A 14404-nucleotide genomic window follows, 5' to 3' on the forward strand; every position below is an offset into this window, starting at 1 on the left:
TCCTCCCTACCGAATTGCTCTTGTTAAGAGAATGCTTTGCCGTACTTCGCATACTGCTTCCATCTGTGATACCCGAGCCTCCCATAGAAATCGACCAGCGTCGTCCAATCGATGACAATGTTTGAAATACCGCGATTCCGCAAAGCCACAATGCCCGCTTCCACAATCGCCAGTCCCAAACCCCGTCCTCTATATTCTGCATCTACGCCCAACGGACCGATGCCGCCAAGCCCATCTGCAAACAAAGGTGCCCAGTAGACGTTTTGAGCAATAAACGGAGAATCGGCATCATTGATCCGGCAAAAACCGACGATCTCTCCGCGCAGCTCCACCACGACGAATTCGCGTCCGGTTCCTCCCCGCTTAAAATAGTGAATGGCTTCATACTCCCAGCGTCCGGGAAAGCATCGATGCAAGAAGGCCAAAAAGGCAGCTTGGTCCGCCTTCGTCAACAGTCGAAAGCGACCATCTGGTACCTCTGGCAATTCCAGCTCGGCTGGTTCGAGATACCGGCCTAACAGATCGTTTTCCAACCGATCCTCCGAGTGATACCCTTGTCGTTCAAACCACGCTTTTACATCCGTAGATTCATCGGGTATGCCTGGGAAATAATGATACGGATCGCGTCCCAGCAAGACCTTTTCCACCCCTTGCTCTCGCAACGCATTTTCTGCCCTTGCCAGCAATTCACGCCCGACCCCCTGCCCGCGATGTGCGCTAGCCACGAGCAAGACCTGTATCCAGCCAATGTCTTTCCCCAACTGAATGTCGAGCCTTTCCTGCCAGCATTTGGCCACCACAAAGCCGACGGGACGCTGCGTCACAGCATCGATCGCAATCCACGACCCGGCTTTGACTACATTCTGATCCTCGAAGCTGTTTTGCCGCATGAGCTCCGTCCGCATGGGAAAGCGATCACCCAACTCCTGATTCCACAGCTCGCACAGAGCGTCCGCATATTGATCGTCCCAAGGTACGTATTGCATCGGATGCTTCCCCCCTTACGTCCTATTTCAATCCGGAAGTTTTGGAGCCTTCCACAAAATATTTCTCCGCAAACAAAAACACTATCAAAATCGGGATCAAGCTGATCAATGCCCCTGCTACTAGCAGTTGATCCTCTGTCTTGTACTGACCGCTCAAAGACAAAATCCCGATCGGCAGCGTAAAGTTCTCGTCCGAAATGAGATAAATGACTGGCGCCAAAATCTCATTCCACTTCCCCATAAACGTAAAGACCGCCAGTGTTGCCAAGGAAGGCTTGCACATCGGCAAAAACACCCGCCAATAAATTTGAAACGGATTGCAGCCATCCAGCTTTGCCGCTTCCTCGTAATCCTTCGGGATATTTAAAAATGCTTGCCTCATTAAAAAAATGGCAAACGGCTGTCCGAGCCACTCCAAAATCCAAAGTGGAGCCAACGTGTCGAGCAGTCCCAAATTTTTAAAGATAATAAACTGCGGGACTATCGTGACGATCCCAGGGATCATCATTGTTCCCAGCACGATCATGAACAGCGTGTCGCGGAAAGGAAAACGCAGCCTGGCAAAAGCAAAGGCAATCATCGAGCTGGACAATAAGGCCCCGATAACCGAAAGAATCGCGACAATCAGACTGTTGATCGTATAGCTGCTAAAATTCGCCTGTTCCCACACGGTTGTATAATTGCTCCACTGTGCAGGATTGGGCAGCCATTCCGGCGGAAATTGCATGTACTGCTTGTAGGTTTTCAGCGAGTTAAACACAGTCGTCAAAAACGGCACCAGCATAATCAACGCACTGGCTATGACAAACAGGTATCCGACGATTTTATTGAGAGGAAAACGCTTTTGCATGGCTACCTCCTTGCCTCTTAATCATAATGAACCCATTTCTTTTGCAGCTTGAATTGGATGAGCGTAATGGCAAGCAGGATGAGGAACAACACCCACGCGATAGCAGAGGCATAGCCCATTTTGAAAAAGCTGAATGCTTGGCGGAACATGAACAGCATCAGGACGAGGCTGGCGTTGTTCGCACCACCTGTCGAGCCTGCTTCCGTAGATCCCCCGGTCATGACAAAAATCTGCTCGAAGTTTTGGAAGGAGTAAATCGTATTCAAGATGATGACCAGAAACGTCGTGCCGGAAATCATCGGGACCGTCACCCGCCAAAACTTTTGCCAAGCGTTCGCTCCATCAATCGAGGCTGCCTCGTACATGTCAGAAGAAATTCCTTGCAGCCCGGCGAGAAAAATAATCATCATGTAGCCGACTGATTTCCAGATGGCGATGAGAACCAAGACCGGGATGACCCAAAATTCATCAATCAGCCAGTTTTGCGGGGCGATGCCCAGTTTGGACAGAAAAGCATTGGCAAAACCGATCCGCTGGTTAAATACCGCATCCGCTACATACGCGATCACCGTCCACGAGGAGATGACCGGCAAAAAGTGAACCATCCTGAAAAATTTCAGGCCCTTCAGCTTTTGATTCAGGGCAACGGCTAACAGCAACGCCAAAAATGTTTTGGCCGGGACGTACAGGATCGTAAAATAGGCCGTATTCCATAACGAGCGATAAAACAGCGGGTCTTCAAACAGCTTTTCATAGTTGTCCAAGCCCGTCCATTTAGGCGGATTTAAAATATCGTAGTCCGAAAAGCTGAAGTATAATGACGCGACCGATGTTCCCACGACGAATACGAGAAAGTGGATAAGATAAGGGGAGACCAGGAGCAGTCCCCATCTCCCCTCACTATCCAACCATTTTCTCTTTTTCACAGCAGGCTTCGCCTGTTGCTCGGTTTGCAGCTCTAGCATGGTTGGCACACATCCTCACTGATAGATGACTACTGCTTCTTGAAGAAATCATCCAGAACTTTTTGAATGCCTTGGTCTGTTTTCGTAATGAATTCATCTGTTCCGTATTTATCCATGAACAGCTCCGCCAGATTATCCGTGAACACCTTCACCCACTCGGTAAAGACAGCGTTGGTATCAATCGTGCCTGCGAACTCCAGGGTGTCGAGGAACACTTTTTTGTTTTCCGGCTTTGTCGCCGGGTTTAGGAACATTTCGGAATTCGCCACTGATTTTTTCACCGGAATCGCTTCCCCTACTTCTGTCCATTCCTTTTGTGCTTCATCAGATGTCGTCCAGTAGGTGATCCATTCTTTAGCAGCCTTGACTTTCTGTTCCTCTGCTTTTTTGTTGATGACCCATGAGTTGGCGATGACGGGTGCGAAGCGTTTTCCGTCCGGTCCTTTTGGCATAGGAGCGACATCGTAATTCAACCCTGCACCATTCATCGAGGTTGTTGCTGCATAAATATCGATTTGCATCGCCACAGCCCCGCTCAAAAATGCTTTGAAGTTGCTTTGGAACGCCTTTAGATCAGCCGGATTCGGGAATAGCTTGCGCTGCATACCGTCGACCATCCACTCGACCGCTTTTTTGTTCTCAGGGCTGTTGATAATCGATTTTGTCAAGGTCGGGTCCAATACCCCGCCACCATACGCTTTCAAGATGTTAAACGCCCCGCGTGAGCTACCGAAAAACGCGAAGCCGTACTGCTTCACTGATTTTTTGTCAAAGGCAGGATCGTCTGCATTTTTCCCGTTGGCATCGAGGGTCAGCTTGACGGAAGCCGCTTTCAAATCATCCCAGGTCCAGTCAGCCGTTGGGTATGGCACGCCCGCTTTGTCGAACAAATCCTTGTTGTAGAAAAGGGCTCCGACTTGAATGCCCTGTGGCACGCCCCAATACTTCCCGTCTGAGTCTTTGTTGAACTCCAGACCGTTGAGCTCCTCTTTGCTGATTTCTTTTGTGACGTAGTCGGTGATGTCGAGAATCGCGCCACGTTGGGCGTAACCAAATACTTTTGTCCCGTCGCTCTGCCATAGATCAGGCGCATTCCCGGCCGCGATCTGAGTCGTCAGCTTTTGATAAAAGTCATCATAAGGTGCTGTCATCGTTTTGATTTTGATATGAGGATGCGATTGTTCGAATTTTGCAATAATTTCTTCCATCTTTTTCTTCGTGGGTGGATCAGAGCTGTAGCCCATATACAATTCGACTTTGTCCCCCTGCTGTGTGGAGGACTGGCTGCTACATCCAGAAATAAGCAATGCCGCTGCTAAGCCAATCATACCGAGTACTGAGAGAAACCTTCTCTTTTTCATGGAAAACCTCCCCAATTGCAATAAGTGGAAAACTTGCATAGCTAACGATATCTCTAAAAGCCTCACGTACATCTAGCTCCATGTAGATACTTTGAAGATAGGGACTCTTTATTGACTGATAAGGATAAAAGGATAAAGGCAGGAGTTTGTGTAGTCTAAGGAGGATTTGCTTATTTGTATTGCTCTCGAACAGCTTTACGCGTCTGGCGCAAGTACGCAGCAGAGACGTCGTAATTTTTGGCAGCAACACCTCTAAACAAGATGTCGATCACATTGAGTTGTGCGATCCGTGAGGAAGTGGCGGCACTGCGTTCATCCGCTTCTGTTGAAAACGTGGTTAAGTGAATATCCACGCATTCCGCCAAGGAGTTTGTGCCGTATTTGGTCATGCCAATGGTCACAGCTCCCGATTTGCGGGCTTGTTTCATCGTGGTTATAATCTGCGAGGTTTCCCCAGAATTCGAGATGCCGACTGCCACATCTCCAGCCGTCAAGGTGACTGCCGAAGTAAGCTGCAAGTGGGAATCCGAATGGGCCGTGCACATTTTATTGATGCGCAAAAATTTATGCTGGGCATCCTGGGCAACCAATTGCGAAGCACCCACCCCGTAAAAATCAATCCGGGTGGCTCGGAACAGCTCACCAATCGCCCGCTCTACTGTTTCTGTATCCAAAATTTTAATCGTTTCCCGCAAGGAGAGGATGTTGTTGAGCGAAACGGATTCAATCAAGGTATACATATCAGCATCGGGAAGAATCTCTTTGTATTCATCCTGAGCGGTAGACGATTGCAAATCACCCGCTATTCTGATCTTCAACTCCTGAAAACCATCCACACCGATACTTTTGCACATGCGTATGATGGCAGCTTGGCTGGATTCGCTTCTTTCCGCGAGTTCCTTGATGGAAAGACGAATCACCTCATCCGGATTGGCTAAAATGTAATGCGCTGCGTTTTGTTCAGAACGCTTGATATTGTGCAACGATTCGCGGATGCGCAGCAACCCGCCATTCAACACGATACCACCCCTTTAGTCCATAAAGTTATTAAGCGCTTACATTCTAGTGTGACTTTGGTAATTGATTACATATTTTGTATTATAGACACTTGAAATAAAATATCAAGCTTAATTGTCAGATTTGAAATAAAATTTCAAAACTATTTTTCGACACTTTCTCCTTTTCTTCGTTCTGTTATAAATTTTTCACAATTTTTACCGTTACTAATACGAATCTCTTTTCGTATTAATCCATGTACACCCGACTGACAAATAATGGGGATGATCAAAATGACCAAGCGTAAGGCACTCGCATTCACCCTGATAGCGGCACTCCTTTTGCCAATCACACCTGTTCTGTTAAACGAAGCCGCAGCAGCCTCTTCCTACAAAGCGAAAGCAACTGTAACTGCGACCAAGTTGGAGGAGCTTTCCATAAACGATCTGAATAAAAAAACAAAAGCGACTCTGAATCACGTCAAAGAAGTCATCCCAGACCTGAAGGACTATCCCATCACCTCCATCGTAAAGGAGAATGTCGACACCACTTCTGGTCCGATCGAACGTCTGGAAGTGATCTTGTCGAGCACACCAGAGGGTACTACCCCAGACTTTGGAGTTGTCCATGTAAACGCAAGTACAGGAGAGCTGATCAGCATCGACATTCAAAACAGACTCTCGTCTTCGAAAGAAGTGTTAGGTGATGAGGAAGCGATCAAAAAAGGCAAGGAGTTTCTCAAACTTCTGTTTGGAAAGCAAGCAGAAAAATACAAGTTCTCACAAATTAACTCCTCTACTGTTCAGGATAACAAGACACAGATTCTCGTGATTTACACTTCCCCGGATCATTCCATCAACGTGACCCTGGATCGTGTCGGAAAATTAAAGGCTGTCAAAAAAGACATCTACCCCAAAGCAGCGGGCAAAAGAAAATAGCATGAACCTTTGGTCCAATGAAAAAGAGACGGTTCTGCCGTCTCTTATTTGATGCTGCGAAACCAACCTTACAACCCTGTAATATTTCGTAAGGTAAATCAATTTCCCATTTTTCTCTTATCGTTTACGATTCTCCTGTTACATGTAAAGGAGGATCACCAAAAATGAATGGCATGGAAATCAACATTCACTATTTTCGCTTGATTAATGACTTGGGAAAAGAGTATCCGGCTCTCAATCCCGTATCTTTTTACGTAGCGGAATATACGGTGTTTATTTTGGCTTTGAGTGCTTTGGTGTATTGGTTTACGAGAAAACATGAGAATCGCATCATGGTCATTTGTGCGACGTTTACGTTTGCCATCGCTGAGCTTTTCGGGAAAGTAGCTGGAAGCCTTCATGCGAATAATCAGCCATTCGCTGAGCTTGCGAACGTCAATCAATTGGTACAAAAAGCAGTCGACAATTCATTTCCCAGCGACCATACGATCCTGTTTTTTTCCTTTTGCATGACCTACTGGCTTTTTAGAAAGACGACGGGGCCACTCTGGATGCTGCTTGCTGCTTGTGTCGGGCTTTCTCGCATTTTAGTAGGCGTTCATTATCCGGCAGATGTCATTGTAGGTGCCCTGATCAGCATTGGGTCTGCCTTGGCCGTCTATATAATCGTGCCGAGATTGAATTTTGTCCATACTCTACTTGCTCTCTATGAAAAAGGAGAGCAAGCGATCTTGCCTACGAAATCGAAAACGAGAGACTTTTGATTACCGCTACGTCTCTGTCATCGTTCCACCATTGACATGCAATACCTGGCCCGTTACATATCCCGAATCATCCGAGGCCAGGTAAACATAGGTCGGAGCCAGCTCGAACGGCTGTCCTGCACGACGCATCGGCGTGTCGACACCCAAAGTCGTGATGTATTCTGCCGAATAGCTGGATACTTGCAGCGGTGTCCAGATTGGTCCAGGAGCCACTGCATTCACCCTGATGCCTTGCTTGACCAATTGAAGGGACAAGGAGCGGGTAAAGGAGACGATGGCTCCTTTGGTTGCTGAATAATCAACCAATTGCGGATGACCAGCATAGGCAGTAACCGATGCCGTACTAATGATGGAACTGCCTGGCTGCAAATACGGCAACGCCTCTTGTGTGATGTAAAATAAGGGGAAAAGGTTGGTCCGAAACGTGTCTTCCAGTTGCTCGCGGCTTATCTGGAGGATGCTTTCTTGTGGAAACTGTACGCCTTGATTCAAAACGAGTACATCTAACTTGCCAAAACAGCCAATCGTTTGGCGTACAACCTCCCGACACCAAGCCTCGTCACGCAAGTCTCCCGGCAGCAGCAAACATTGCCCTCCGTAATACTCAACAACTTGCTTGGTCTCCTCGGCGTCGATGTGCTCATCCAAATAAGGAATCGCTACAGATGCCCCCTCCTTCGCAAAAGCAACCGCTACAGCACGGCCAATCCCGCTGTCTCCACCTGTTATAATCGCTACCTTTCCCCGAAGCTTGCCGCTTCCTATATAGTCAGGATTATCGAAAATCGGTCGCGGGACCATCAAGTATTCCATCCCCGGTTGTCGATCCTGATGCTGTGGCGGAAACGTAAGGGGCGTCTCTTCGCAAGTAGTCTTGTAACTGTAATATGGGTATCTCGGATACATGGAAAATACCTCCTGTACAGATTCAGTCGATATCGCCATGATATTCGCCTACCCTTCTTGGTGTGCGCTGTGTACGCCATCAAGGGCACAGCATAGAAGGAAAATGACATGTATGTATGACATGACCTTTTCCCAAGGTGGAAGCTACCATTTATGAGGTAATCATCTTGATGAACTGAAGAATAAGAGGAACTCCTTGTACAGGAATGTCACTCAGAATCAAAACTCCCGGCTGGACAGCGTATACATTGGGAGGTTGTAGCATTCCATTGATGAAAAGATTCACAATAGAAACTTCATTCGGGTCCAGAATCCCTGAAGTACTGAATAGCATGACAGCATCACTGTTGGTATACATGTTTTTGACTCCATCTGAAATTGCTGTATACTGATAGGTTTCTGTTCGTATTAAACCAGGCGTACATGGGCATGGGGGGCAGGGCGGCACGATTTGCAGACTCTGTCTCCTCACTGTGTATGACTGTGTGACATAGTGCCTCATGAAATCACTCGTCCTTTCTCGAAATTCTCCGACCGTTCACTCTCACTACACATATGAGTAACCCCAGACACATTTCATCCACCTGGGGCCACCATCCTATTCATCTTAGTTAACGACAAACTCTACAACTATGGGTGTACCACCGTTTTCGACATCTCCATCTGGAATCGTGATCGCTGTCGTTGTGATTGTGGAAGTATTACCTGCCTGAAGCACCCCATTGATGTAGAGATTGTAAAAAGCAAACGTACCAGGAAATGCTGTCGCAGCAGCACCAGCGTCAGTGGTAAATGCAGTTGCCGCAATGGCAAACGTTGCACCAGTACCAGTTCCAGCACCCATGGTGGACGTAAATCTCAATGAGGTTAGATACGGTTTAACAATCGGCACTTCGAATCTCCTCCTCTAATGAATCCCTACTAGTAAATGATTGGATTCATCCGATTGAAACCGACAAATGACAGGAGAAGCACGCACATTTTCCCTCAAAAGAAGCTATTTGGAAAATAAAATCACCCTCCTACTTTTACCAGTAGGAGGGCTACATGATTTCTAATCTTGAAACAGTACTCGCAACTGCTCTTTCTCTGCGTCACTCAATACGTATTCTGCCATCGGGAACAGCACACTCTCTTCTTTAAAGAAATGTTCCATGAGTATTTCTATTGACTTCAGCAAATGAGTGTGGACAGCTTCTATTTCAACTGGATCAGATTTCTCCTTTTCTACGATTCGCATAAACGACATCAGGCTTTCATGAATAAGATCATGCTCTTCCTCCATGGCTGCAATCGGTCCCATCTCCCGTTCGATATAGTTAGCCATCAGAGGATACAGGTCTTCTTCCTCGCGTCTGGAGTGTTTCTCCAGTTCCGCCCGAAACGAGGACGCCAGCTCATGAAGCTCTGTTAGGCCTTGCTTTCTTTTCGTAGGTTCGGCAGTAGATTTCAGGTTATTTGCTAGATGTACGAGCTCATTCATCTGCTCAGCTAATGATAGGTGTTCTTCTTTCAGTTTTTCCAGAGCCGGACACAGCTTCCTTCTCCCTTCAAACTCCTGCATCATCCCCATACATCCTATAGGCGGTGGTCCCATTACAATCCCTCCATCTACTAGTGGGAGTCAGTTACCAAAAGAAATATGATATGCTAGCTGTCCCCGGTTGTCCCTAGCAACCATTCGAATACAGTCACCGTCTTGCGAAAAAACAACCGGTCCATTCTGGATGGGAATCGCTACAAACTGACAAGGATTAAAATAGAGTCGCAGATGCTCCTCATCCTCCGTGATCTCCCATTTTGCCAGCTGCCTTTCCAAGAGAGCCGGACTGTGTGGTTCGGCATCATCCGCCAAATCTTGAATGAGTATCCCCATTTTTTTATCCACTAAGGCAGGCAGCTCCTGGTGAAGCTCGGCAATCGTTCGCTTACTAGGATTCATCGCAACTGATCACACTTCCTTCCCCGGATTATTTCCCTTGTTCTCTTCGGTCTCGCTGATCTTTTCTCAATACCATCCATGCCAGTGGGAACAACACTACCGTTGCACCGCTGAGCAAAAGCACCTCCATATATCGCTGGGCGAAATACATATTGACTGTGTACTGGGTGCAAACAATGCTGGCGAACAAGATCAATGCTAATAGGATGACACCTCTATAGCTGCTCTTCATAACTCTTCACCCCTACAGCGTATACGGCTCCATCTTTCTCTTGAAGCACAATTTCCGGAAGTGGTCTTCTTGGGGGACCAGCGAGCGGCTTACCTGTAGCGATATCAAATTTCCCATGATGGCAAGGACATAGCAGCTCTTTCTCATCTCGATCCCAAAATACCGGACAACGCAGATGGGTACACGCATTTTGATACGCCTTGTATTCCTTTTCCTTCACATATACGAACAACGCGCTGTCATGCTCTCCTGGATAAGCAAACTCGATCGCATCTCCGGGTTTTATATCGCTGAGATTCGCAATTTTTTGTGTGGGATACGACTTGCTGGATGAACTCATCAGCTCTTTGGCAGCTAATGCCCCCCATGGCAGAGTAGATGCCGCGAAAAGACCTGCTGCTCCTACCATTGTTTTCATAAAACTCCGTCGATCCAGACTGCGCTCATTGGAACGATTGATGTTATGGGTATAATTGTCATCCTTCAACGGAATGGGGCGGGTTTTCTCGTTCTCCATAAGGTATATCTCCCCTCTAGAATAGCTTCTGTTTGCCCTGCAGAATGCCAGGCAGGCTAATTTTCACATTGGTTTCGCCTTCGAGCACATCCGGGTCGTGGCTGGCAGTCCATTTGCCATTAGCCAAAGGAATCTGTGCCCGTTTTTCTTCCAGCTCTGCTTCCTCAATCCACTGCAAGGTGTTTGTCGGGCAAACCGAAGCACACATCGGCGGGATTCCCTCTTTCGTACGGTCGTAGCATAGATCGCATTTGTACATGAGATTCTGTTCTTCATCAAATTTAGGAATCCCATAGGGGCAAGCAATCGTGCAATTTTGACAACCGATGCATTTTTCTACCAAGGCTGACAATACGGCCCCATTATCTGCGATTTGAATCGCTTGAGCAGGACAGCTGCGGGCGCAAGCAGGATTGACACAATGGAAGCACATCAGCGGAATCGTTTGTCTGCTGATAAACGGGTCCACATCCAGTACGTAGTTTCGGTTTCGGTTGTCATGACCTCCACACTGTGTACACGCCGCCAAGCAGCTTCGACAACCGATGCAATTATCCATTTCGATGTATAAGACTTGTTTACCCATGGCGAACTCCTCCATGTTTGTGCTTGATGATTTTCGCGGCGCACGCTTTAAACTCAGGCATTTTGCTGTAAGGGTCCAATGCCGGGTTGGTCAACAGATTGATAGACTGCTCTTTTCCCCAGTGGTATGGAACAAACACCGTATCCTCTCGAATCGCCTCGATAACTTTCACACGGTACTGCGCCTCGCCTCTTCTCGTTTTCAGAGTGACCAGCTCATCGTGTTCAATACCGTAACGTGTCGCTGTTTTTGGGTGAACCTCTAGCAGAGGATCAGGATACATGTCCTTCAAAAACGGGATTCGTCTTGTCTGGTTCCCGGACAAATAATGGAACACAACTCGTCCCGTCGTTAACCGCAAAGGATATTCTTCATCCGGCTCCTCCGCTGGCGGGCGGTAAGGCAGCGCACATATTTTGGCTTTTCCATCCGGGTGATAAAATTTTTTATCCAGGAATAAATGCGGCTGCCCCTCGTCGCCTTCCTCGCGGCACGGCCAGAAGACACCATTGTTTTGATCAATTTTTTCGTAGGTGACCCCATAATAATCAGCTATTCCGCCTTTGGAAACCTGACGTATTTCATTGAAAATATCCTGGGGAGACTTCAAGTGAGTAAAGAATTGTCCGCGCCCCATTCTATTGGCGATTTCTATCTGAATCCACCAGTCAGGCTTGGATTCGGCAAACCATTCCTGTGCCTGACGGTGACGAATGATGCGTCCTTCGAGATTGGTTGTCGTTCCATCGTCCTCTGCCCAAGTCGTAACGGGAAGAACGACATCGGCGTATTCAGCCGATTCGGACAAGTAAAAGTCGCAGCAAACCATAAAATCCAGACTTTTCAGGGACTCCCGGACATGGTTTAGATTTGGCGCACTTACAACCGGATTGGAGCAGAGTAAGTATAAGCTGCGAATCGTTTTATCCTTCATGAGCTGGAACATCTCGTAGGCAGAGACGCCTTTCTGCGGCATCTCTTCCACGGGAATGCCCCAGGCACACGCTATTTCACGTACATGTTCAGGATTGTCGAGCTTGCGGTAGCCAGGCAATTGATCGGCTTTTTGCCCGTGTTCCCGCCCCCCCTGACCGTTTCCTTGACCAGTAAGGGTTGCCACACCTGATTTTGGTCGGCCAATCTTGCCTGTGACGAGCGACATGTTGGTATAGGCCGATACGTTGTCTGTCCCTTTCGACTGCTGTTCCACACCACGGCAGAACATCACAATCGCATCGGGTGCCCTACCGAAAATGTCGGCAGCCCGCACAATCTTCTCCACCGAAACCCCTGTTATTTCGCTGACATACTCCGGTGTGAAGGTAGCAACCACTTCTTTTGTTTCTTCAAAACCATTCGTATGATTTCGAATAAAGTCTTCATCGATATGCCCGTTCTTGATCAGGAGATGAACGATTCCGTTTGCCAGCGCCAAATCTGTACCGGGCCGCAGATCCAGATGGATATCAGCGCGACGTGCCAAAGGTGTTTCCCTTGGATCGGCTACGATCAGATAGCCGCCTCGATTTTGCACTTCCCAAATACGAAACATGCTGGTTGGGTGACACTCAGCCGCGTTTGATCCGGCCAAGAACAAGCAGTCTGTTTGGTGAATGTCCGTCCAGGGAATGGTAGAACCTCGGTCAATCCCCAAGCTTCGATTCAATCCTGCCGCAGCCGAGGACATGCAGAAGCGGCCATTGTAGTCGATATAGCGGGTTTGCAAGGCGACCCGCGCAAACTTACCCGTGAGGTAGCATTTTTCGTTCGTCATGGAAACGCCAGAGTAAACAGACAAGGTATCTTTGCCATAGTTGTGCTGCAACTCCTTGAACTTGGAAACGATCAAGTCAAGTGCTTCCTCCCATGACGCTTCCCGAAAACCTTCCGCCGTGCCTTTTAATGAAGCATCTGTTCGAATCAACGGCCGCTGTATCCGATCCGGATGATTCACTTGCTGATAAGCCGTTACCCCTTTTGGGCACATCTTCCCCAGATTGACAGGGAAATCGTACCGTGGCTCCACTCCGATAATCTTGTTCGTCGTTGTATCTACACGCAGGTTCATCCCGCATTGCATACCGCAGTAGCTGCAGTGTGTGCTGACCAATTTCTCATTGGGATGTACCTTGTTTTCAATTACTTTAAAAAATTTATCCTTTGGCATGTTGATTTGCCTCCCTGGCATTGATCTCGTGCGTAGGAACTCCTGTGAAGCGGAACATCCGGTATTTTCTGCGGCACGGCAAGCAAAGTTCAGCCAAGTGGAAACCTTCTTCCATTTGAAAAGCCATTTCGTTTTTACCCAGCACGTTGATTACATCTGCCGACTGTTCCGCAGAAACAAACTCTTTGCTGCACACTTTGCACTTTTTCATTTCCTGCTCGCCATAGTGCTCGCGATAATTGCGAGCGAACACACTCATGGGACGGAACGGTATGTGAGCCAGTTTTCCGAATGGCAGATAAATCAATGTCACAATCACTGCAAATTGATGAGTGACGGATATGACCGGGTGCCCAAAGCCCCCTAAGAACATGTTGCTTGCAGTTAGCATCAAGCCTGTCACGCTGATAAACAGTAGCAGATATAATGGCAAAAAGTCGTAGACAAAGGATTGTTCAGCCCGTGCCTGCATATTCTTAAATCTGCGATACAATGCCATGACTGCTCCACCGATGACCATAAAAGCCGTAATGTTCAACGCGTTGTAAAAGAGAAAGGCAACCCAGCCATCCGCTTGTACGGTAAGAACATCCACACCCATGAACACGACCTGATAGTAGCCATTGTCTGTCATCGTGAAATACATCCAGCCAAACACTAACGGAAAGGTGACAAACGCGGCCAAGATGCATCCCCATCCCAGCAAAATGTGCTGTGTCCAGCGATACCATCCCCGATTCCAAATAAAGCGATAGATGGCCAGATGATCCACAGCTGTATTCGCCGTGCTTTTACGAAAGAGAAGACGTAACCCCTTTTTCAAAATGACATTCGTTGGCGGGCGGTCTGCCCACGCAGAAAATCGATAAAGGAAACCTCCGATAAAGACAAGAGTCCCCACCATATACCCGTAAAGCGCCAAATCAATATGCGTGAAAAAACGTGTTCCCACGTAACTTAGGACGAACAAGCAAGCAATGATGATAAAAGCACGCTTCGCCACTTTGGAAGCAAATAGATAGTTCATACAACACCCTCCCTGCTGCTGCTCATTTTTTCCTTTCGCTCGAGACCATTGTAGCAACGGCTCGTAACCCGGGTTGTGATTTACCTCACACCCTTGCCACAATCAGGACGATTTTCCTACCCCCAACCTTCGATTTCGGATGATATAATGAGTTACCTATGTATCCT

At 47.7% G+C, this 14404-nt stretch carries 17 protein-coding genes; 2 read left to right on the plus strand and 15 right to left on the minus strand.

Going from position 1 to position 14404, the window contains the following annotated elements; all coding sequences use genetic code 11:
• Nucleotides 1-23: 23 nt before the first annotated feature.
• The 5 genes from FO446_RS23100 to FO446_RS23120 form a co-directional block, all read right to left on the minus strand.
• On the minus strand, nucleotides 24-986 hold the full coding sequence (locus FO446_RS23100) for a GNAT family N-acetyltransferase (RefSeq protein ID WP_173610107.1): 963 nt from the start codon (nucleotides 984-986) through the stop codon (nucleotides 24-26).
• A 22-nt stretch (nucleotides 987-1008) separates the two neighbouring features.
• Nucleotides 1009-1836 (minus strand): carbohydrate ABC transporter permease, encoded by an 828-nt coding sequence (locus FO446_RS23105; protein ID WP_048034482.1) that lies wholly within the window; start codon nucleotides 1834-1836, stop codon nucleotides 1009-1011.
• Nucleotides 1837-1853: 17 nt separating this feature from the next.
• Nucleotides 1854-2801, minus strand: coding sequence for a carbohydrate ABC transporter permease (locus tag FO446_RS23110; RefSeq protein ID WP_173610106.1), 948 nt, complete (start codon nucleotides 2799-2801; stop codon nucleotides 1854-1856).
• A 29-nt stretch (nucleotides 2802-2830) separates the two neighbouring features.
• Nucleotides 2831-4162, minus strand: coding sequence for an ABC transporter substrate-binding protein (locus tag FO446_RS23115; RefSeq protein WP_237899196.1), 1332 nt, complete (start codon nucleotides 4160-4162; stop codon nucleotides 2831-2833).
• Between the two features lie 170 nt (nucleotides 4163-4332).
• Nucleotides 4333-5178: a MurR/RpiR family transcriptional regulator gene (locus FO446_RS23120; protein ID WP_173610253.1), complete on the minus strand. Its 846-nt coding sequence runs from the start codon at nucleotides 5176-5178 to the stop codon at nucleotides 4333-4335.
• Nucleotides 5179-5451: 273 nt separating this feature from the next.
• Here FO446_RS23120 and FO446_RS23125 point away from each other — a divergent pair, with 273 nt between their 5' ends.
• Entirely contained in the window at nucleotides 5452-6096 is a 645-nt protein-coding gene (locus FO446_RS23125) for a hypothetical protein (protein WP_173610104.1), read from the plus strand.
• A gap of 164 nt (nucleotides 6097-6260) precedes the next feature.
• Complete coding sequence (locus FO446_RS23130; RefSeq protein ID WP_237899200.1) at nucleotides 6261-6860, plus strand: undecaprenyl-diphosphatase; 600 nt, start codon at nucleotides 6261-6263, stop codon at nucleotides 6858-6860.
• 6 nt (nucleotides 6861-6866) lie between these two features.
• On the opposite strand, the gene FO446_RS23135 is transcribed toward FO446_RS23130, so the two are convergent.
• The 10 genes from FO446_RS23135 to FO446_RS23180 all read right to left on the minus strand — a co-directional run bounded on the left by FO446_RS23135 (nucleotide 6867) and on the right by FO446_RS23180 (nucleotide 14237).
• Complete coding sequence (locus FO446_RS23135; RefSeq protein WP_173610102.1) at nucleotides 6867-7766, minus strand: SDR family oxidoreductase; 900 nt, start codon at nucleotides 7764-7766, stop codon at nucleotides 6867-6869.
• A 151-nt stretch (nucleotides 7767-7917) separates the two neighbouring features.
• Complete coding sequence (locus tag FO446_RS28970; RefSeq protein ID WP_173610101.1) at nucleotides 7918-8268, minus strand: DUF4183 domain-containing protein; 351 nt, start codon at nucleotides 8266-8268, stop codon at nucleotides 7918-7920.
• A 105-nt stretch (nucleotides 8269-8373) separates the two neighbouring features.
• Nucleotides 8374-8658, minus strand: coding sequence for a DUF4183 domain-containing protein (locus FO446_RS23145; protein ID WP_173610100.1), 285 nt, complete (start codon nucleotides 8656-8658; stop codon nucleotides 8374-8376).
• A 162-nt stretch (nucleotides 8659-8820) separates the two neighbouring features.
• Nucleotides 8821-9333 (minus strand): hemerythrin domain-containing protein, encoded by a 513-nt coding sequence (locus FO446_RS23150; RefSeq protein WP_237899205.1) that lies wholly within the window; start codon nucleotides 9331-9333, stop codon nucleotides 8821-8823.
• A gap of 57 nt (nucleotides 9334-9390) precedes the next feature.
• Complete coding sequence (locus tag FO446_RS23155; protein ID WP_232773522.1) at nucleotides 9391-9708, minus strand: hypothetical protein; 318 nt, start codon at nucleotides 9706-9708, stop codon at nucleotides 9391-9393.
• Nucleotides 9709-9736: 28 nt separating this feature from the next.
• On the minus strand, nucleotides 9737-9940 hold the full coding sequence (locus tag FO446_RS23160) for a hypothetical protein (RefSeq protein WP_048034491.1): 204 nt from the start codon (nucleotides 9938-9940) through the stop codon (nucleotides 9737-9739).
• Nucleotides 9924-10457, minus strand: a complete 534-nt coding sequence (locus FO446_RS23165; protein ID WP_173610097.1) for a Rieske (2Fe-2S) protein — start codon at nucleotides 10455-10457, stop codon at nucleotides 9924-9926. Before FO446_RS23165 ends, FO446_RS23160 begins: the two co-directional genes overlap by 17 nt.
• Before the next feature lie 16 nt (nucleotides 10458-10473).
• Nucleotides 10474-11043: a 4Fe-4S dicluster domain-containing protein gene (locus FO446_RS23170; protein ID WP_088909171.1), complete on the minus strand. Its 570-nt coding sequence runs from the start codon at nucleotides 11041-11043 to the stop codon at nucleotides 10474-10476.
• Entirely contained in the window at nucleotides 11036-13210 is a 2175-nt protein-coding gene (locus FO446_RS23175; RefSeq protein ID WP_221867912.1) for a molybdopterin oxidoreductase family protein, read from the minus strand. The genes FO446_RS23170 and FO446_RS23175 overlap by 8 nt, the downstream gene beginning before the upstream one ends.
• Nucleotides 13197-14237, minus strand: coding sequence for a hypothetical protein (locus FO446_RS23180; RefSeq protein ID WP_173610095.1), 1041 nt, complete (start codon nucleotides 14235-14237; stop codon nucleotides 13197-13199). The genes FO446_RS23175 and FO446_RS23180 overlap by 14 nt, the downstream gene beginning before the upstream one ends.
• Nucleotides 14238-14404: the final 167 nt, after the last annotated feature.

This window comes from Brevibacillus brevis (assembly GCF_022026395.1).
Classification (GTDB): Bacteria; Bacillota; Bacilli; order Brevibacillales; family Brevibacillaceae; genus Brevibacillus.